Here is a 19,827-nt window from a genome sequence, read left to right as displayed (position 1 = left end):
GCTGAGGTCATACAACTATGAGAAATGTCGATAATCACCCGTTTCACCCTTCTCGCGGCATGGGCAGGCACCGCCTGCCAAAGGCGTTCATTGTCGGGGGCGTGTTAATTGTCGTGCTGTGTCTGCTGGTCATGACACTATGGAATGCCATACTGCCTGCCATTACAGGCGTTAAAACAATTGGTTTCTGGCAGGCCGCCGGACTGCTGCTGCTGTGCCGGATTCTGTTTGGCGGCCTGGGCATCAGACCGGGGATGTTTGGCAAGGCGCGGCGGCGCATGCATGAGCGCTGGATGCAGATGACACCGGAAGAACGGGATGAATTTATGAAGCAACGGCGTGAAGGGTTCGGCCATCGTGCTCACCACCGTCGGGACAGATGCCGGGAAGAGCAGCCACCGTCTGCGGACACTCACTCTGACACCCGGACAGAGTAATGACGATGAAGGCCAGCGCATTACAAGCCGCATCACTGGTAAAAGCGCTTGAACGCTGCAAAACAAAACTCCACGCTTTTATCCGGGGTCGCATCGCCGTTCGCGATGAGGCTGAGGATATTTTGCAGGAAGTGACCTGTCAGCTGATCGGGGTAGAACAACCTGTAGAGAATATCTCGGCGTGGTTGTTTCGGGCGGCGCGTAATGAAATGACCGACCGGGCGCGTAAGAAACGAGAACTGCCGCTTTTTTCTTATGAGCAGGATGAGGAGGAGGAGGCGGTAGACGTCGAACTGGCGGAAACCCTGTTTGGCACGCCGCAAACGCCCGAAGACGATTATCTCAGGGGGCTGCTTTGGGAAGCCCTGGAAGCGGCACTGTCTGAACTGCCGCCAGCGCAGTTTGAGGTGTTCGATAAAACAGAACTGCAGGGCATAAGTTACAAAGCACTGTCTCACGCCACCGGCGTAAGCGTTCAGACTCTGTTGTCGCGCAAGCACAAAGCCGTGCTGTATCTGCGTATGCGCCTGCGTGCCGTTTATGACGATCTCACAGACGACAACTAAAAAAGGCGGCCAGTGGCCGCCAACACGAACACAGCAGTGGCAAATGATGAAGCTGTCAGCCTTTAACGCCACCAGCGGTCAGGCCATTAACCAGCCAGCGTTGCGCCAGCAAAAACACCAGGGTAATCGGAATGGCAGAGAGCACGGCAGCGGCAGCAAAATCCCCCCACAGATAATTTTGCGGATTGAGGTACTGCTGCATCCCGACGGCCAGCGTATAGCTGTTCACGTCGCGCAGCAGTAAAGACGCTACCGGCACTTCCGTCACGGCGGCAATAAAAGCCAGAATAAACACGACGGCTAAAATGGGCACGGACAGCGGCAGCAGCACCAGACGAAATGCCTGCCACGGCGTGGCACCGTCAAGGGCAGCGGCCTCCTCCAGCGATCGGTCAATCGTTTCGAAATAGCCCTTAATCGTCCAGACATGCAGCGCAATACCGCCCAGATAGGCGAAAATCACACCGCCGTGAGTATTCAGGCCGATAAACGGCACGTATTGTCCAATGCGATCAAACAGGGCATAGAGCGCCACCAGGGACAGTACCGCCGGGAACATCTGAAAAATCAGCATGCCTTTCAACAGGCTGGCGCGGCCTTTAAAGCGCATACGGGCAAAGGCATAGGCGCAGGTGGTGGACAGCGCCACAATGCCCAGTGCGCTGATCGCGGCAATTTTCACGGAGTTCCAGAGCCACAACAGCACCGGAAAGGGCGGCGGCGTAACGGAACCGTCGGCGTGCTGGACGCTGAACCCCAGCGCCAGCCGCCAGTGCTCCCAGGAGATCTGATCGGGGATCAGGCTGCCGGTGGCAAAGTTACCGACGCGCAGCGAGATGGCCACGACCATCAGCAGCGGAAAGACGATTGCCGCGATAAACGTCAGCAGCAGCAGATGCGTCAGAAGCAGACGCAACCGTTGCGATTTGGGTTGCACCATAGCCATAACGTCTCCTTAATCAAATTTCATTCGCACAGCTTTCAGATTCAGCACCGCCAGAGCGCCAACCAACAGGAAAATCAGCGTCGCAATCGCGGCCGCCAGACCAAAATCCTGCCCGCCGCCGCCTTCAAACGCGATGCGCCATGTGTAGTTCACCAGCAGGTCGGTGTAACCGGCCGGTGTGGTCGTGCCGAGTCGGTCAGGTGCGCCATTGGTCAGCAACTGAACCAGTACAAAGTTATTAAAGTTAAAGGCAAAACTGGCAATCATCAGCGGCGTTAACGGCTTCAGCAGCAGCGGCACCGTAATTAAAAAGAAATTTTGCAGCGGGCCCGCACCGTCCATCGCAGAGGCTTCATACAAATCCTCTGGGATCGCTTTCAGCAGTCCCATGCACAGGATCATCATGTAGGGGTAACCCAGCCAGGTATTCACAATGATCAACATCGTGCGGGCCAGCGTGGGATCGCTAAACCATGCCGGTTTGATCCCAAACAGCGTACTGAGCAGCACATTGATTTCGCCGAAGCTCTGATTAAACAGCCCTTTGAAAATCAGGATGGAGATAAACGCGGGCACGGCATATGGCAGAATCAGCAGGACGCGATAAATCGCTTTGCCTTTCAGCGCCTCCCATTGCACCAGACAGGCCAGCACCATGCCGACAGCGACCGTCAACACCACCGTCAGTAAGGAAAAGATCATCGTCCAGCCGAAAATCGCCAGGAAGGGCTTTTGAATCCCCTCATCGGTAAACACCCGCACAAAGTTTTTCCAGCCCGCGCTTACGGTGAAGCCGGGACTTAACTGTTCATTTCCCCATTGCCCCTGCGCAGTGATCGCCTGGTAGAACCCCGTTTCCGGGTTTGCCCGATAGCGAAGGCCGCTTTGCTGATTTTTCAGCGTGTCACGATCCACCACCTGATACAGCGGACGTGTGCCGGAAAACTGACGCAGCGAACTCATCACCAGTTCACGACCATCCGGCATTTCAGCGCGGATCTTCCCCAGGGCCTGGCGATGCGTCGTAATGACACGGAGCGACGCGCGCGTTCCTTCTGGAATCGGCCCACTGACCATCTTCAGGTTTCCGACCGCCGCAAAGGAAAAGGGCGAGGAAACCCAAGACTGATTATCTGCGCTGTTCGTCAGGACCAGCTGCCAGCGATCGTTTATCGCAAACAGCGAAAAATTCAGACCTGCGCCGTCCTGATAGTGTCGGCTGAGTAAGACCTGCTCCGCCCGTTCCTGACTCAGCTGATGGGTGCTGCTGTAGTTGGTGAAAGCAATGCCCACCGTGCAGGCCAGGGGAAACAACACAAACAGTGTCATTCCGGCCAGGCCCGGATAAACATAGCGCCAGGCGTAAGCCCGGCGCTGGCTGTAAATCCCGATCCCCAGTCCGCTGATCACCAGCGTGAGCAGGGCGAACAGGTATTCCCCCTGTGCGTACATCAGCACTAACAGGTAGCCGACCAGCAGGCAGCACATGCCCACCACCAGACCTTTCAACAACGCACGATGCCGTCCCGCTTGCGGTTTTTCTGACATGACCCGATTTCCTCAACGGCAAGAGGCGGACCCGTTTTACCGGCCCGCTTTATAAGGTTTATTTATTCAGACGTGACTGCGCATCCTTCAGCGCGGCATCGACGGTTTGCCGACCGCTGAGGGCGTTAAGCGTGGCGGTGCGCATGGAGTACCAGAAGGCCGCCATCTGCGGAATATTGGGCATAATCTCGCCGTTTTGCGCATTGTTCATGGTAGCGGCGATACGGGTGTCTTTTTCCAGTTTTTGCTGGAAAGACTTCAGCGCCACCGCGCCCAGGGGTTTGTCTTTGTTGACGGTTTCCAGACCCGCATCCGTCAGCAGGTAGTTTTCCAGAAATTCTTTTGCCAGCTCTTTATTGGGGCTGGCCGCATTGATGCCGGCGCTCAGCACGCCAACGAAAGGTTTAGACGGTTTACCGTTTAACGTCGGCAATGCCGCAACGCCGTAGTGAATACCGCTTTTATCAATATTGCTCCAGGCCCAGGGGCCGTTAATCGTCATGGCCGTCTGGCCTTTATTAAAGGCGGCTTCAGCAATGGAATAGTCGGTATCCGCATTCAGGACCTTTGCCTTGACCTGATCGACCAGAAACTGCAAACCGGCTTTCGCCCCGGCACTGTCGACGCCCGTGTTGTTGACATCGTAATGGCCCGCGTTTCCTTGATAGGCATAAGCGCCACCGGCGGCCAGCAGAGGCCAGGTGAAATAGGGTTCCTGCAGATTAAACATGATGGCGCTTTTGCCTTTTGCGCGCAGTTGCTTATCCAGCGCGGCCATCTCTTCCCATGTTTTCGGCGGCGTTGGCAACAGATCTTTGTTATAAATCAGCGACAGTGATTCCACCGAGACCGGATAGCCGATCAATTTGCCATTGTAGCGAACCGCATCCCAGGTGAAGGGGAAGATCGTTTGCTGAAAGGTCGCGTCCGGCGTGACTTCGGCTAATAAACCCGACTGGGCATAGCCGCCAAAGCGATCGTGCGCCCAGAAAATAATATCCGGGCCATCACCTGTTGCGGCAACCTGGGGGAATTTTTCTTCCATCTTATCCGGATGTTCGACGGTGACGTGGATACCGGTTTCCTGCTCAAACTTTTTCCCCACCTCGGCCAGGCCGTTATAGCCTTTGTCACCGTTGATCCAGATGACCAGTTTGCCTTCTTCAATTTTTGCCATGGCTGAGGCCGAGAACAGCACAGCCGCAAGGGCTGACAGAGCCAAAATCTTTGCGCCGGTTTTCATCTTTAACACTCCATCCTGTTAGCGGAAACACATCTGTTGCCTGCGCCACATTGTGGGTGTTCTGTCGGGCTTCTCATCCTCCTGCGGTCTACGCCTGCGCCAGCCGGGCCGTGATCGCCGTAGCAAAATAAGCGCGTTATCACGGTACAGCTCACACAATGGCCCCCACCAGACTGCGTTATCCATCACAAAAAACGGCGCGATGGCACGCAGTCCGTCAAGGTCGCCATGTTCTCCTCCTCCCGGCTCCTCCCCCAGCAAAAGCGCGTTTGCGGAGGATGTGACGGGGTAAGGCTCTGCGCATAGTAAACGCCAGAATTTTCCGCTGCCGTGCAGGCCGCATTCGTGAGTGAGAGGAAAGCACTATGGCAAGCGTCGTATTACGCAATGTCACCAAAGCCTGGGGCGACACGGTGGTGTCGAAGAACATTAACCTGGAGATGGCTGAAGGGGAGTTCGTGGTCTTTGTCGGGCCGTCGGGGTGCGGCAAATCCACACTGTTACGCATGATCGCCGGGCTGGAAACCATCACCAGTGGAGAATTGTTGATCGGCGATCGGCGAATGAATGATGTCCCACCCGCTGAACGCGGGATCGGGATGGTGTTTCAGTCCTATGCGCTTTATCCCCATCTCTCTGTCGCTGAAAACATGTCTTTCGGCCTGAAGCTTGCGGGCGTGAAGAAAACGGACATTGAACAGCGCGTGACGCAGGTCGCCGAAGTGCTGCAACTGGCACATCTGCTTGACCGCCGCCCCAAAGCGCTCTCCGGCGGGCAACGTCAACGTGTGGCCATTGGCCGCACTCTGGTGGCAGAGCCGCGCGTCTTTTTGCTGGATGAACCGCTCTCTAATCTGGATGCCGCGCTGCGGGTGCAGATGCGCATCGAGATCGCCCGTCTGCATAAGCGCCTCGGACGCACGATGATTTATGTCACCCACGATCAAATCGAAGCGATGACGCTGGCCGACAAGATCGTCGTGCTGGACGCCGGACGCGTCGCACAGGTTGGCCGACCGTTGGAGCTGTATCACTATCCGGCCAACCGCTTTGTCGCAGGGTTTATCGGCTCGCCCAAAATGAACTTTCTGCCCGTCAAGGTCACGGCGACCGCCATTGAGCAGGTGCAGGTGCGCCTGCCCAACAACCAGCTGGTATGGCTGCCGGTCGACAGCACCGGTGTGCAGGTCGGCAGCAACATGTCTCTGGGCATCCGTCCCGAACACCTTCTCTCCAGCGAGATCGCCGACGTTACGCTGGAAGGTGAAGTCCAGGTTGTCGAGCAACTGGGACATGAAACGCAGATCCACATCCAAATCCCCGCCATCCGTCAAAACCTGGTGTACCGCCAGGAGGACGTGGTGTTGGTAAAAGAGGGCACCACGATGGGTATTGGCTTGCCGCCCGAGCGTTGTCACCTGTTCCGCGAGGACGGAAGCGCGTGCCGCAGGCTGCATCAGGAACCCGGTGTTGAGCCCGCCAAATACAAAAAGCAATAACCTCAGGAGATCGAAAATGTTAACTCTGCGCAAGCTTTCCCTCGCCGTGGCCGTGGCGACAGGCACGCTGTCTGCGCCGCTTATGGCGGTGGATTTTTCCGGTTATGCGCGCTCCGGCATCGGCTGGACCGGTAGCGGCGGCGAGCAGCAATGCTTTCAGGCAACCGGTGCACAAAGTAAATACCGCCTCGGCAACGAATGCGAAACCTACGCGGAACTGAAGCTGGGTCAGGAAGTGTGGAAAGAGGGCGATAAGAGCTTCTATTTTGACACCAACGTGGCGTACTCGGTTTCTCAGCAAAATGACTGGGAATCCACCTCACCGGCGTTTCGTGAGGCCAATGTCAAAGGCAAGAACCTGATTGATGCGCTGCCGGGTTCTACGATCTGGGCCGGTAAGCGTTTTTATCAACGCCACGATGTACACATGATCGACTTCTACTACTGGGATATTTCGGGACCGGGGGCGGGCCTGGAAGATGTCGATCTGGGATTTGGAAAGCTTTCTTTTGCGGCAACCCGTTCCTCAGAAGCAGGCGGTTCGTATACCTTCTCCAGCGATCGAATCCGCAATTACGCCACCAGCACAGCTGACGATGTCTTTGACGTGCGGCTGGCCGGACTGGAAACCAACCCCAATGGCGTGCTTGAGCTGGGCGTGGACTATGGTCGTGCCAATGCCCGTGACGGTTATCGCCTGGACGAGGGCGCCTCAAAAGATGGCTGGCTGTTCACCGCAGAACATACCCAGAGCATGCTGAAGGGCTACAACAAGTTTGTGCTCCAGTACGCCACGGACGCGCTGACGTCACAGGGCAAAGGGTTAGCGCAGGGCAGCAATATCAATAACAACGGCCGGCTGTACCGGATCCTGGATCACGGCGCGATCTCGCTGGCAGAGCGCTGGGACATGATGTACGTCGCGATGTACCAGAACACCGACCTCGATAACAACCGGGGCAACGAGTGGTACACCGTGGGCGTGCGGCCAATGTACAAATGGACACCGATCATGAGCACCCTGCTGGAAGTCGGCTATGACAACGTGAAGTCTCAGGAGGTCGGCGAGCGCAATGGCCAGTACAAAATCACGCTTGCCCAGCAATGGCAGGCAGGTGACAGCATCTGGTCGCGCCCGGCGCTGCGTCTGTTTGCGACCTATGCCAAATGGGACGAGAAGTGGGGCTACAGCAAAGATGCGGCGGGCGATCTCACTACGCTGGCCGCACGTGACAGCAGTGGCAACGGCCTGTTCACCAACAGTCGTGGCAACAATGACGAGTGGACCTTTGGCGCCCAGATGGAAATCTGGTGGTAAGGCGATCCCCGGTTAACGTTCTCTAACCGCATTCTTTTTTTCTGGTAGCGGCTGCTATTGCCTGGCGGTGCCGCTGCCGGTTCTGCGAGGTTCACAATGAAAATGCATAAAGTCGGATTAGCGCTGAGCCTGAGCGCAATGCTGCTGGCAGGGCACAGCGCCACTGTCCGCGCCGAAATCAATCTGATGCCGCAGGATGTCTCTGCCGCACCACACTTTTCACAAACGAGTCTGCAAAGCCTGACCTGGCAGCCGCTGGATACTTCACGCGCTCAGGTGACAGTGCTTGATGGCAGCCATTCACGCTGGAATGTCCCGGGGATGACGGGCCCGGTCGCGGCTTACAGCCTGCCTGCGACGCTGGGAGAGCTGACCATTACCCTGAGCAGCGAGGTGCAGAATAACCAGGTATTTGCCCCCAATGTGCTTGTCCTGGATGAACATCTCCGTCCGGCCGCCTGGTTTCCGAGCCGCTGGTTTACCTATCAGCAACCCGGCGTAATGGCCGCTGACCGGCTTGAAGGCGTAATGAAACTGACGCCCGTGCCGGGGCAGCAGAAAATCTATCTGTTAGTGTTCACCACAGAAAAGGATCTGACACAAACCACTACGCTGTTGGATCCGGCAAAAGCCTATGCCAGGGGAACCGGCCACGCGGTGCCGGATATTCCCGATCCCGTTGCCCGCCATAGCCTCTCGGGCAGGCTAAAAATCAACGTCAGCACCAGTTCCGCCTCCTCGATACTGGTCGGGCCGCTGTTTGGCGCTTCCCGTTCAACGCCCGTGACGGTCGGACAAACACAACCTGCCGTGCAGGCCGCGCAACCCACTGCTGCGCCTGACACAAAATCGCAGCCCCTTGTCACCGATACCGAAAGCTATTTTAACCAGAGCATCAGGCAGGCAGTGGCCCAGGGCAATATTGATAAAGCGCTTAAACTGCTCGACGAAGCAGAGCGGCTCGGTTCACCTTCCGCACGAAAAACATTTATCAGCAGTGTTAAAGGCAAGGAGTAATCACTCCGCAGTGCTGATTTGCTCCACCTGGTGCGCTGAGGCGCACCTTTTTTTGTCAGTCAGAGAAGTAAATACGAATGTCGGCCGGAAAATTGAACGACTATTCGAAATGATGACATGTTAAGCCATGCTGAAATACTCTCGATGGGTTGTCTTTTTCTGAGGCGGGCCTGCAACTTTCACAATAACTTTGAAGACCTTGAGGATTATTTATCGTTTCACGCGCGGGTGTGGTTCCAAAGTGATTAGGCGTCTGAAAGTAAATATGCTGCCGTCCGTGTGTCACAGAGCATTTCGGGCAACTTTTATATTCAACGTTGTTTTTGACTTTGGGAAGCCCCCTGTTTAAAGCAATACCGCAACACGCACAGCAACCGATCATCGCACCCTCTCAATATATTAATAAATCTGATTAATATCTTTGCCAGTGTGCAAGTTTCGGTCCAAAGGTAAATTGAACCCGGCCACAGAAATGACATATACGAAGCGTAGCCAACACCCAAATTCATTTAGCAGTCCATATCGGCATTGTATTTTGGTTGATATGGACCGCATTATTTTCTTATCCGCGCTTCTGCGTCATGGTCGCCAGCAGCCCGTTAATCCGCGCATCGGCAAACATCGCCTCCAGCGGCAGGCTGAGCTTACGTCGCCAGTTCGGATAGGTCTCCACCGTGCCGGGTACATTGACCGGAGAAGCCATATCCAGCCAGTCTTCGGGCTGCAAGCCCAGCAGGGCGCTGTTGCAGTCAGCCAGATAGCAATGAAGCGCGGTATTCAACACCAGACTCATGCGCGGGCTGTTGGCCTGCACCAGTGCGCCGTTCTTCAGATAACCCTGGCGCTGCAGGCTCTGCAACAGCGCCGCGCGGGCTGTCCTGCGCTGGCGATGGAGCCCGGCCAGCACCGCGTTGTCAGGATAGAGTCCCAACTGGCTGCCGAGCGTCAGATCGTCGTGTTGCCACCAGCCGCGCAGCGTTGGCATATCATGGGTGGTGGCTACCGCCATGGCCTGCGCAGGCCATGCGGCAGGCGGACGAAAGGCGCGTTCAGCGGTTCGTTCAAAGTAGAGCACTTTGTAGGAGTAAACGCCGGCATCACGCAGTTTCGCCACGATGGTATCCGGTACTGTACCCAGATCTTCTCCGATCACCATGCAGCGGTGACGCTGGCTTTCCAGCGCCAGAATGGCCAGCAAATCGTCGACAGGATAGGTCACATAGGCACCTTCCGCTGCCGTTTCACCCGCCGGAATCCACCACAGACGCAGTAACGCCATCACATGGTCAATACGCAGTGCGCCACAGTCACGCATATTCGCACGCAGCAGGGTTATCCAGGGTTCGTATGCCCGGTCATACAATTCCCCGGGATGCAGCGGCGGTAATCCCCAGTTCTGGCCCAGCGGTCCCAGAATATCCGGCGGCGCGCCCACGCTGGCCGCCAGGCAATACAAGGCGCGCTGGCTCCAGGTTTCAGCCCCATTCGCGGCCACGCCGACGGCGAGATCGCGATAAAGCCCCAGCGTCATCTGTAGCCGCTGGCTGTCCTGCCAGCACGCCGCAAATTGTCGGGCGGCAAGCCATTGTAACCACTGATAAAAACGGATCTCATCGCCGTGTTCGATGCGAAAGGCGTGCACGGCGGCGCTGTCCGGCTGTTGATACGCAGCGGGCCAGGTATCCCAGCCGTGACAGGTTGGATCCTGACCCACAAACCAGGCCTGTAAGGCATCGAAAATGCCCTGATGCAGCAGGCTTTCACCGCCCTGAAGGATAAACACCTCGAATGCGACGGCCTCACTGTCCTCTTTATCACACTGCAAAAACTGCGCCCACGCAAACCGCAGTGCGGTGAGCTTGAGCGACGCGACAGCGGGATAATCCACCCACTGTGCCGCGCGGGCGCGCTGGAGAACGTCCTGTGTTTCTGCCGTGAGCCACCAGGCCTGTGCGGCGGCGCTCAGCGTAAAATCAGCCACATCGGGCACGCTGATATACAACACATTCAGCCAGCGCCGGGAAGAGGGACTGTAAGGACTGGCCTGATCGGGCAGCGCGGGGAACAGCGCATGTAACGGATTCAGGCCGATAAAGGCGCCGCCTCGCTGACCGGTCTCGTTCACCAGTTGCCGCAGATCGGCAAAGTCGCCCATGCCCCAGTTGCCCGCTGAGCGCAACGAATAGAGCTGCACACAGGTTCCCCAGCGCCTGCGCCCCTTAAGCAACGCCTCCGGCGCATAGCAACGTGACGGTGTCACAATTATCTGGCAGATAACCCGTTGCGTGCCTTGCGTCAGGCGCAATTGATGGTAGCCGTCAGGCAGTTCCGGTAAGCACAACGGTTTATCCGGCTCACATTGCCCCGACCAGTGCTGCCCGTATTCGCTCGTTAACTGCCAGCGCGTGGGACCGGTCAGCACAGGCGTTAACACTATCGGTTTACCCTGCGCGATAACCCATGCGGGGGGCAATGGTGTGGATGGGGCCGACTCGCGCGCCATCGCCGTCAGCAAACGCTGACGCGTGAGGGCAGAAACCGTCTGCACCGTTCCATGCGCATCCACATATTCCGTTGCTATGCGGCCCGTCTCCTGAGGGGGGTGAAAAGGCGTCATTGTAATTATCCTTTACGCTGCCAGATGCGCTGCTGGTAATGGCGAATCGCACGGTCCGCGCTGAACATTCCGCAGCGGGCGGTATTCAGGATGGCTGCGCGCGTCCACGCCTGCTTATCGGCCCATAAGGCTTCGGCACGTTGCTGAGCATTCAGATAGTGACGGAAGTCAGCCAGCACCCGCCAGGGATCGCCGTTCTCAGGACCGAGACTGTTTAACAGCAGGTCAAACGCGTGCGTATCGCCCGCGCTAAAGGTGCCGTTTTCCAGCGCCTGTAAGGCCTGATCGAGTTGGACGTCGTTGGTGCGCCACTGAACAGGATCGTAATGCCCGGCCTTCAGCGCCTGCACCTGCTCCACGGTGTAGCCAAAGATAAAGATATTGTCTTCACCGACCTGTTCGGCAATTTCGACGTTGGCACCATCGAGCGTACCTATCGTAAGCGCACCGTTCAGGGCCAGCTTCATATTGCCGGTGCCGGACGCTTCTTTGCCCGCCGTTGATATCTGCTCTGACAGGTCCGCGGCAGGGATCAGCCGTTCAGCAACAGAAACGTTATAGTCCGGAATAAACACCACTTTCAGGCGATCGGCCACGCGCGGGTCGTGATTTATGACCTCAGCAACCTGATTAATGGCGTAAATGATGTTTTTGGCCAGCGCATAACCGGGTGCCGCTTTGGCCCCGAAGATCACCACGCGCGGACACAGGTTCGCCTGTGGATCGCGATACAGCATCTGCCAGAGGGCGATGATATGCAGCAGCGTCAGATGCTGCCGTTTGTATTCATGCAGTCGCTTGATTTGCACATCGAACATCGCCGCGGGATTAACGACAATGTCGGTCCGCTCAGCAATCCACGCGGCCAAATCCTGCTTGTTTTGCTGCTTGATCTGCTGATAGTCGGCACAAAAACCGGCATCATCCACCCAGTTTTCCAGAGAGGCGAGCGCGTCCAGATCGTTTATCCACGGCCGCTTCAGCGTGTGGCTTATCAGGCGAGCAAGGCGGGGATTGCACTGGTTGATCCAGCGGCGTGGCGTAATGCCGTTAGTGACGTTATGAAACTTATCAGGCCATAGTGCGACGTATTCCGGGAACAGCTCTTCTTTGACGAGTCGGGAGTGCAGCGCGGCGACGCCATTTACGGCAAAGCAACTCATTACACACAGGTTAGCCATGCGGAGTTGCTTATGATGTACGATAGCCAGTCGGGCCCAGACCGCGTCATCGCCCGGCCAGCGTGCATCCACTTCTGCCTTTAGCTGGGTATTGAGGCGGTGGATGATCAGCATATGGCGCGGCAGCAGGGCGCGGACGATGCCGGTATCCCAGCACTCCAGCGCTTCAGGCAACAAAGTATGGTTGGTATAGGCAAATGTGCGCTGGGTGAGGGTCCAGACGCTGTCCCAGCTGAATTGGTGCTCATCGATCAGCAGCCGCATCAGTTCGGGGATCGCCAGCGTGGGATGCGTGTCGTTTAGCTGAATCACTTCGTAATCGGCCAGGCTGTCGAGCGAACGGCCCGCCTGCAGGTGGCGGCGAAGGATATCAGTCAGCGAACAGGCGCACTGAAAATACTGCTGCATCAGGCGGAGTTTTTTGCCGGCCTGATGATGGTCGTTAGGGTAAAGGACTTTCGTCAGCTTCGCCGCATCCATGCCCTGTTTTTCAGCCCGCATAAACGCCCCGTTGTTGAAGGTTTGCAGGTCAAATGGCTGCGCATGCGTGGCCTGCCACAGCCACAGCCGCAGCGGCTGCGTCACCCCGTTTTCAAAGCCGACCACCGGCAGATCCCAGGCTTCGCCCTTGAGGTAAAACGCGGGCTGCCAGCGGATTGTGCCGTTTTCGTTGCTGACTCTGCCGCCTAAGCCCACCTGGACATCCCGCCGGGCATTGTACGTAAACCAGGGATAACGCTCGCGCTGCCAGTCGTCGGGTTGTTCATCCTGCGCGCCGTCGACAAAACGCTGACGAAACAGACCGTACTGGTAATTGAGGCCATAGCCGGTAGCGGGCTGACCGACAGTGGCCATCGCGTCCAGAAAGCAGGCTGCCAGACGCCCTAAGCCGCCATTACCCAGCGCCGGATCGCGCTCGTTTTCCAGTACGTCACTGAGTGACACATCCCATTGCGATAAGGCGGCAGTGACGGCGTTATACCAGCCCAGGTTGAGGAGGTTATTGCCGGTCAGTCGTCCGGTCAGAAACTCCATCGACAGATAATTGACATGGCGTTGATCGCCGGAAGCGGGCCGGGCAGGGAGCGCGCGCAGCATTTCAGCCAGCGCACCACTCAGTGCGTGCCACCACTGATGCGGCGTCATCTCGTGTGCCTCTTGCAGGCCAAACTGTTGCCACTGGCGCGCCAGCGCAGCGTTAAAAAGCGATTGATCAAAGGGATGCTGTGTCATAGCCGAAAATCCTGTTTTAAGGAGAAAAGGGAATAACCCACAGTGTGCTTTTGCGTTTCGGCGCGCGCCTCCTCCCGGCAGAATTTCGCGCAGGCGGAGCCGCAGGGTGGAGAGCCTGAGGGAAGTCCGAAAGTTTTACTTAAGTGTGATTAGATTCGCTTTTGTGAAGATTCACTTAAGCGTCTGCTTGCTTTATCCGAAGGGATAGCTGAACGTGTGAAGAATAATTACGAAGCGTAAAAAAATGATGCGCCGAAGCAAATGGAGAAGCGTGCGTCTATGTTAATTCCCTCAAAACTCAGCCGTCCTGTCCGGCATGAAACCACGGTGAAACGCGAGCGACTGATACGAAAATTATCCGCCGCCGGTAACTATCGCCTGGTGCTGGTGACGAGCCCCGCTGGCTACGGTAAAACCACCTTGATCTCCCACTGGGCAGCCGATAAAGCCGAGCTGGGCTGGTATTCCCTGGATGAAAGCGACAACCAGACGGAGCGCTTTGCGGATTATCTGGTGGCGGCCCTGCAGCAGGCCACGCAGGGATGCTGCCGCCGTAGTGAAGTGCTGGCGCAGAAGCGGCAGTACGTCAACCTTAACGCACTCTTTACCCAACTCTTTAACGATTTGCAGGAATGGCATAAGCCGCTGTGGCTGATCATTGATGATTACCATCACATCACCAATCCGGCGATTCATGATGCCATGCGCTTCTTTCTACGCCATCAACCTGAAAACGTCACGCTGGTCGTACTCTCGCGTAATCTGCCGCAGTTAGGCATTGCCAATCTGCGCGTGCGCGAACAGCTGCTGGAAATCAGCAGCCAGCAACTGGCCTTTACCCATCAGGAAGCGCAGGCGTTTTTTGCTGCCCGGCTGCCCGCACCGCTGGCGTCCGACGAAACCGGGCGCCTGTGCGATGACGTCGCAGGCTGGGCAACGGCTCTGCAGCTGATCGCCCTGTCGGCCCGGCAGGGCGCAGGCGCGGCGCAGCATTCGGCCCGACGTCTGTCGGGTATTAATGCCAGTCACTTAAACGACTATCTGGTCGAGGAAGTGCTGGATAACGTGACGTTGCCCACCCGCCATTTCCTGTTAAAAAGCGCGCTGCTACGTTCGCTAAATGCGGCGCTGATCGCCGAAGTCACCGGTGAGGAGAACGGCCAACGCTGGCTGGAGGAGATCGAGCGCCAGGGGCTGTTTCTGCAACGCATGGATGATTCCGGTCAGTGGTTCAGCTATCACCCGTTATTTGGCAGCTTCCTGCAACAGCGCTGCCAGTGGGAGCTGGCTGCAGAGCTTCCCGCCCTGCATCGTGCGGCGGCAACCAGCTGGATGGCGCAGGGCTTTCCGGGTGAAGCCATTCATCATGCGCGCGCCTCAGGCGATGCTGAGATGCTGCGGGACGTGCTCATTGAGCACGCCTGGTCTCTGTTTAACCAGAGCGAGCTGCCGTTACTGGAATCGTCGTTGAAAGCACTGCCCTGGAGTATGCTGCTGGCGCATCCCAACCTGGTGTTATTGCAGGCCTGGCTGATGCAGAGCCAGCACCGCTTCACAGAGGTGAACAGCCTGTTGGCCCGGTTTGAGCAGGAGAGCCGTTGCGAAATCGATGCGGTCCTGCGCGGCGAGTTTAACGCACTGCTGGCGCAGGTGGCGATCAATGACGGTAATGCGGATGAGGCCGAGCGTCTGGCGATGCTGGCGCTGGACGCGCTGCCTGAAAGCCGCCACTACAGCCGGATTGTCGCGACCTCGGTGCACGGCGAAATTCTGCATTGTAAAGGCGAACTCAGTAACTCGCTGGCGCTGATGCGCCAGACGGAGCATATGGCTCGCCGGGAAGATGCCTGGCACTATGTGCTGTGGAGCCTGATTCAGCAAAGCGAGATTCTGTTTGCCCAGGGCTTTCTGCAAACCGCGTATGAAACCCAGGAGCGGGCCTTCGCGCTGGTAAAGGCACAGCATTTGTCTCACTTCCCGTTGCATGAGTTTCTGCTGCGCATCCGCGCCCAACTGTTATGGGCCTGGGGACGGCTGGATGAGGCGGAGCAGGCCGCGCGCGACGGCATGAAAGTATTACAGGGTTTTCAGCCGCAGCAGCAGATCCAGTGCCTGGGCTTACTGGTGCAGAGCGCCATCGCCCGTGGCAACCTTGATAACGCGCGCACCTTATTAAATCGCCTGGAGAACCTGCTGAACAACGGCCGCTGGCATCATGACTGGCTGGCCAATGCAGATAAAGTGCGGGTACTGTACTGGCAGATGACCGGCGATTTGCAAAGCGCGCGTGACTGGCTGCGTCAGACGCCAAAACCGGTCAGTGCCAGTAACCATTTTTTACAGGGCCAGTGGCGTAACGTGGCGCGGGCGCAGATTCTGCTGGGGCAGTACACTGAGGCCGAGGTGATTCTGGACGAGCTGAATGACAACGCCCGGGCGTTGCAGCTAATGAGCGATCTCAACCGCAATTTGCTGTTGCTGAATCAGATCTACTGGGAAACGGATCAGCGCGCAAAGGCACAGCAGGCTTTACTCAGTGCGCTCAATCTGGCACGCAGCACCGGCTTTATCAGCCATTTCGTTGTGCAGGGTGAAACTATGGCGCAGCAGCTCCGTCAGCTGTTACAGCTGAATACACTTGATGAGCTGGATCACCATCGGGCGCGGCGCATCCTGAACGAGATCAACAAATATCACCGCCACAAGTTTGCGCATTTTGATGAAGGCTTTGTCAGCCGGTTGCTGAACCATCCGGACGTACCGGAGCTGATCCGCACCAGCCCACTGACGCAACGTGAATGGCAGGTACTGGGATTAATCTATTCCGGCTACAGCAACGAGCAGATCGCGGCCGAGCTGGATGTGGCCGCCACCACCATCAAAACCCATATCCGCAACCTGTATCAAAAACTGGGCATCACCCATCGGGCGGAAGCGATGACGCAGGCGCAGTCGATGCTGAAAATGATGGGGTACGTGTAAGAAAAGCAACAGGCAGCCGGGTGCTGCCTGGACGTTTTACGCTTTTTTGTTTCGCGTGTCAGGCATCAGTAAGGTCACAAAGCCAAGCAGCGGTAAAAAGCCACAGGCGTTGTATACCGTGGTAATACCGTACCAGTCCGCAAATTTCCCCAGTGCGGCCGCGGCGATACCGCCAATCCCAAACATCGTGCCAAACATGATCCCGGCCACCATGCCCGTGCGACCCGGCAGCACCTCCTGGGCATAGACGACCAGCGCGGCAAACGCCGATGAAAACACCAGGCCAATGCAAACGGTTAACACCGCGGTCCAGAACAGGTTGGCGTGCGGCATCAGGAGCGAGAAGGGAATGACGCCCAGGAAAGAGATCCAGACCACCGCCTTACGTCCGATACGATCGCCCACCGGGCCGCCAACCAGCGTCCCAATCGCCACCGCGGCCAGAAAGGTAAACAGGTAAATCTGGGCTTCCGGCACCGGTAACTGGAAGCGCTCGACCAGATAAAAAATGTAGTAGTTGCTGATCGAGGCGATATAGGTGAATTTAGCCAGTAACAGCACGCCCACAACGGACAGCGCCAGCTTCACATCGCGCGACGACAGGGCGCGCAGTGACCGCTGGTTGTGCTTTTTCATGTGGGCATGACCGTGCTTCACCGTCCAGCGGCTGATACCTGACAGAATGATGACCGCAAACAGCGCGATCAGCATCAGCCAGCCCACCGCCAGCTGTCCGTGCGGGATGATCAGCATCGCGGCGACCAGCGGCGCAAAAGCGGTACCGACATAGCCGCCGACCTGGAAGGTGGACTGTGCCGTCCCAAATTGCCCGCCCGAAGCCATCCGTGCCACACGCGACGCTTCCGGATGAAACGTGGCTGAACCTACGCCGATAAGCGCCGATGCCATCAACACCACTGAGAAATGCGGCGCGATGGCCAGCAGCCCGATGCCGATGAGTGTCGCAACCATACCAGACGGCAGTAGCCAGGGCTTGGGATGTTTGTCGGTATAAAGACCAATCCACGGCTGCAGCAGCGAGGCGGTCATCTGATAAATCAGCGTGATCAAGCCAATCTGGGCGTAGCTGAGCGCGAAGTTGGTTTTCAGCAGCGGATAAATGGACGGCAGCATGGCCTGGATAAAGTCATTACAGCAGTGGGAAAAGGCCACTGCGCCCAGTATCGACATCACAATTTTCTGACTGTCATCAACGTTGGCGGCCAGTCCGGGCTGACTGGTTTTCACTTCACTTGAGTATTGAGACATGCGCATTTCCGTGTGGGAGGACTTTACGTTTATTGACGTATATTACGCCACGCAGCGAATGCGGTGCTGACAAAAGTGCTATTTTGGGCTGAATAGTAAAATATTTGTTAATGATTTGCGTCAGAGGGCTTTGATCAGACACACAGAAGCGGGCTTATCGACATAAGCGCCGTAAGGTGCGGTTTCCTGAAAATGGCAACGATGATAAAACGCCACTGCGCGGGTATTCACCCGGCGCGTTGAGCACCGCAGCGCGCGATAGCCGCGCGCGCGGGCAATCTGCTCAAGCGCAGCCAACACGGCCGCGCCCGTACCGGGGATATCGCGGGTGGAAAACATGCGCTTCAGTTCGGCTGTCTCAGGAGAGACATGCACCAGCGCCCCACAGCCAATTGCCTTGCCCTGGCTGTCACGGGCCAGCACCCAGGTCGCCGCCTCAGGCGCGCTGAAGTGCTGTGTCCCCGCATCGCCAGTAAGGGCAGACAGTTCCGCTGACAGCCGGGCCGTTAAGACCTGTAACGCCGGGGTTGCCGCCTCGACAACCGCCACGGTTATCACGGCTGTTGCCCCCAGCGGCTGCGCAGGTAATTCACTGCTGGCTGCGTTTGTGGCTGATTCAGGTAATCTTCCCGGAACAAAATCGTGCCGCTGACCTGCGGCAGGGAGGCGTTAAGGTCAAGCTGCCGTTTCAGTTCCGGCACGCCGCCCTGAATCGTCCATTCCGGCTCGTTTTTGGCGGGCACCCCGACTTTGTATAAGGCGATACCGATGTACAGACGCGTTTTAGTCGGCTTAACAACGTTAGCCCACCAGTTCGCCAGCACATCGTAACGGGCGGCGCTGCGTGAGAAGGGCCAGTAAATCTGGGGCGCAATATAATCCAGTAAGCCGTCCTGTACCCAGCGGCGTGTATCCGCATAGGACTCATCGTAGGCCGCCGCGCCGCGCGTATCCGAGCCGGCAGCATCGTGCGAACGGTTACGCCAGACGCCCGCCGGGCTGACGCCAAACTCCACCTGCGGCTTGAGCTGCTTGATCGTGTGAGAAACCTGCTCGATCAACAACTGTGTATTATGCCTGCGCCAGTCTGCCTTCGAGGCAAAGCCCTGGCCGTATCGAATAAACGTCTGACTGTCGTTCAGGGGCGAGCCGGGCGACTCGGCGTAGAAGTAATCATCAAACTGCACGCCATCGATATCGTAGTGTTTTACAACTTCAGCCACGATGCTGGTTATCCAGTCACGCACATCCGGAATGCCGGGATCAAGCACGTAACGATCCCCCGACGTGCGAATCCAGTCACGATGCAGAACAAAGACGCTGGCAGGCTGCTGTGACAGGGTGCGGTTCAGCTCGGCGACCGTTGAGGGTTTGGTATTCACGGAAACGCGGTAGGGATTAAACCAGGCATGCACGCGCATACCGCGCTTATGGGCTTCATCCAGCATAAACTGCAGCGGATCAAAGCCTGGGTTCTGACCTGTTTCGCCTGTCATCATGTCTGACCAGGGCAGGATCTTCGATGCCCACAGTGCGGTGCCATCCGGTTTGACCTGAAAGAACACCGTATTGATTCCCAGGCTTTTCAGCTTGTCGAGTTTATCGGTCAGCGCACGCTTTTGCTGACTGACGCGCAGCGCCTCATCGCGGATATTCACCGAGGCGATCGGTGGCCAGTCGAGACGGGAAACCGTCGTCAGCCAGACGCCGCGTACAGGCACATTCTCCCGCACCGGTTGGCTGGTTACCGGCGGTTTACTGACGGTCGGAAAGGGCGTGACCAGCGATTTTGGCGGTTCCGACGAACAGCTGGCTAATAACAAAGCCGAGGCGGCGAACAGGCCGGCTCGGCGTCCCGTACGGGCGCGATAAACGTCGCGAAAAGTGGCGATGATAAACTCCGTGTCGCGTAGTCCTTAACTGGAACAGTATTCTGATCCTATTTGGCGTAAAGTCAATCAACCCGGCCTG

General features: G+C 57.2%; 14 protein-coding genes. 6 read left to right on the top strand and 8 right to left on the bottom strand.

Features of this window, described 5'->3' with window-relative positions; translation table 11 throughout:
• Window positions 1-17 precede the first annotated feature (17 nt).
• The gene (locus RAC60_RS01815; RefSeq protein WP_033741652.1) at window positions 18-437 is read left to right on the top strand and encodes a hypothetical protein; all 420 of its coding nucleotides are present in this window, start codon (window positions 18-20) and stop codon (window positions 435-437) included.
• Window positions 438-442: 5 nt separating this feature from the next.
• Window positions 443-1,003 carry an RNA polymerase sigma factor gene (locus tag RAC60_RS01810; RefSeq protein WP_058708182.1) on the top strand — a complete coding sequence of 187 codons (561 nt, stop codon included), beginning with the start codon at window positions 443-445 and terminating at the stop codon, window positions 1,001-1,003.
• Between the two features lie 55 nt (window positions 1,004-1,058).
• On the opposite strand, the gene malG is transcribed toward RAC60_RS01810, so the two are convergent.
• The 3 genes from malG to malE are packed head-to-tail and all read right to left on the bottom strand — an operon-like array spanning window position 1,059 to window position 4,740.
• Window positions 1,059-1,949, bottom strand: a complete 891-nt coding sequence (gene malG / locus RAC60_RS01805) for a maltose ABC transporter permease MalG (RefSeq protein WP_162285723.1) — start codon at window positions 1,947-1,949, stop codon at window positions 1,059-1,061.
• A 9-nt stretch (window positions 1,950-1,958) separates the two neighbouring features.
• On the bottom strand, window positions 1,959-3,497 hold the full coding sequence (malF, locus tag RAC60_RS01800; RefSeq protein ID WP_263757984.1) for a maltose ABC transporter permease MalF: 1,539 nt from the start codon (window positions 3,495-3,497) through the stop codon (window positions 1,959-1,961).
• A 58-nt stretch (window positions 3,498-3,555) separates the two neighbouring features.
• On the bottom strand, window positions 3,556-4,740 hold the full coding sequence (malE, locus tag RAC60_RS01795) for a maltose/maltodextrin ABC transporter substrate-binding protein MalE (protein ID WP_324028433.1): 1,185 nt from the start codon (window positions 4,738-4,740) through the stop codon (window positions 3,556-3,558).
• Between the two features lie 365 nt (window positions 4,741-5,105).
• On the opposite strand from malE, the gene malK reads away from it, so the two are divergent.
• From malK to malM, 3 genes are all read left to right on the top strand, one after another.
• A complete protein-coding gene (gene malK, locus RAC60_RS01790; protein WP_375092482.1) occupies window positions 5,106-6,239 on the top strand; it encodes a maltose/maltodextrin ABC transporter ATP-binding protein MalK in 1,134 nt (377 codons plus the stop codon).
• 16 nt (window positions 6,240-6,255) lie between these two features.
• Window positions 6,256-7,557 (top strand): maltoporin, encoded by a 1,302-nt coding sequence (locus RAC60_RS01785; protein WP_039340341.1) that lies wholly within the window; start codon window positions 6,256-6,258, stop codon window positions 7,555-7,557.
• A gap of 96 nt (window positions 7,558-7,653) precedes the next feature.
• Window positions 7,654-8,574, top strand: a complete 921-nt coding sequence (gene malM / locus RAC60_RS01780) for a maltose operon protein MalM (protein ID WP_039340339.1) — start codon at window positions 7,654-7,656, stop codon at window positions 8,572-8,574.
• A 562-nt stretch (window positions 8,575-9,136) separates the two neighbouring features.
• Here the strand turns inward: malM and malQ are convergent.
• Together malQ and malP are read right to left on the bottom strand one after the other, a co-directional pair.
• Window positions 9,137-11,191, bottom strand: coding sequence for a 4-alpha-glucanotransferase (gene malQ, locus RAC60_RS01775; RefSeq protein WP_324028432.1), 2,055 nt, complete (start codon window positions 11,189-11,191; stop codon window positions 9,137-9,139).
• A 5-nt stretch (window positions 11,192-11,196) separates the two neighbouring features.
• A complete protein-coding gene (gene malP, locus RAC60_RS01770; protein ID WP_375092481.1) occupies window positions 11,197-13,605 on the bottom strand; it encodes a maltodextrin phosphorylase in 2,409 nt (802 codons plus the stop codon).
• A gap of 279 nt (window positions 13,606-13,884) precedes the next feature.
• Here malP and malT point away from each other — a divergent pair, with 279 nt between their 5' ends.
• Entirely contained in the window at window positions 13,885-16,587 is a 2,703-nt protein-coding gene (malT, locus tag RAC60_RS01765; protein WP_375092480.1) for an HTH-type transcriptional regulator MalT, read from the top strand.
• A gap of 36 nt (window positions 16,588-16,623) precedes the next feature.
• Here malT and RAC60_RS01760 read toward each other — a convergent pair whose 3' ends face one another.
• The 3 genes from RAC60_RS01760 to RAC60_RS01750 form a co-directional block, all read right to left on the bottom strand.
• Entirely contained in the window at window positions 16,624-17,856 is a 1,233-nt protein-coding gene (locus RAC60_RS01760) for an MFS transporter (RefSeq protein ID WP_058701896.1), read from the bottom strand.
• 120 nt (window positions 17,857-17,976) lie between these two features.
• Window positions 17,977-18,414 (bottom strand): GNAT family N-acetyltransferase, encoded by a 438-nt coding sequence (locus RAC60_RS01755; RefSeq protein WP_033741672.1) that lies wholly within the window; start codon window positions 18,412-18,414, stop codon window positions 17,977-17,979.
• Window positions 18,411-19,748, bottom strand: a complete 1,338-nt coding sequence (locus RAC60_RS01750) for a glycoside hydrolase family 10 protein (RefSeq protein ID WP_110267494.1) — start codon at window positions 19,746-19,748, stop codon at window positions 18,411-18,413. Before RAC60_RS01750 ends, RAC60_RS01755 begins: the two co-directional genes overlap by 4 nt.
• Window positions 19,749-19,827: the final 79 nt, after the last annotated feature.

It is taken from the genome of Pantoea sp. BR_17, from assembly GCF_041955125.1.
Classification (GTDB): Bacteria; Pseudomonadota; Gammaproteobacteria; order Enterobacterales; family Enterobacteriaceae; genus Pantoea; species Pantoea stewartii.
The sequence above is the reverse complement of the archived record's forward strand: the minus strand, read 5'-3'. Positions and strand labels throughout refer to the sequence as shown.

Bases quoted from the DNA above. Each gene is read 5' to 3' on its own strand.
- malQ (WP_324028432.1), bottom strand. From the start codon at position 11,191: ATGACGCCTTTTCACCCCCCTCAGGAGACGGGCCGCATAGCAACGGAA.
- malP (WP_375092481.1), bottom strand. From the start codon at position 13,605: ATGACACAGCATCCCTTTGATCAATCGCTTTTTAACGCTGCGCTGGCG.
- malE (WP_324028433.1), bottom strand. From the start codon at position 4,740: ATGAAAACCGGCGCAAAGATTTTGGCTCTGTCAGCCCTTGCGGCTGTG.
- malF (WP_263757984.1), bottom strand. From the start codon at position 3,497: ATGTCAGAAAAACCGCAAGCGGGACGGCATCGTGCGTTGTTGAAAGGT.
- RAC60_RS01810 (WP_058708182.1), top strand. From the start codon at position 443: ATGAAGGCCAGCGCATTACAAGCCGCATCACTGGTAAAAGCGCTTGAA.
- RAC60_RS01785 (WP_039340341.1), top strand. From the start codon at position 6,256: ATGTTAACTCTGCGCAAGCTTTCCCTCGCCGTGGCCGTGGCGACAGGC.
- RAC60_RS01815 (WP_033741652.1), top strand. From the start codon at position 18: ATGAGAAATGTCGATAATCACCCGTTTCACCCTTCTCGCGGCATGGGC.
- RAC60_RS01760 (WP_058701896.1), bottom strand. From the start codon at position 17,856: ATGTCTCAATACTCAAGTGAAGTGAAAACCAGTCAGCCCGGACTGGCC.
- malT (WP_375092480.1), top strand. From the start codon at position 13,885: ATGTTAATTCCCTCAAAACTCAGCCGTCCTGTCCGGCATGAAACCACG.
- malM (WP_039340339.1), top strand. From the start codon at position 7,654: ATGAAAATGCATAAAGTCGGATTAGCGCTGAGCCTGAGCGCAATGCTG.
- malG (WP_162285723.1), bottom strand. From the start codon at position 1,949: ATGGCTATGGTGCAACCCAAATCGCAACGGTTGCGTCTGCTTCTGACG.
- malK (WP_375092482.1), top strand. From the start codon at position 5,106: ATGGCAAGCGTCGTATTACGCAATGTCACCAAAGCCTGGGGCGACACG.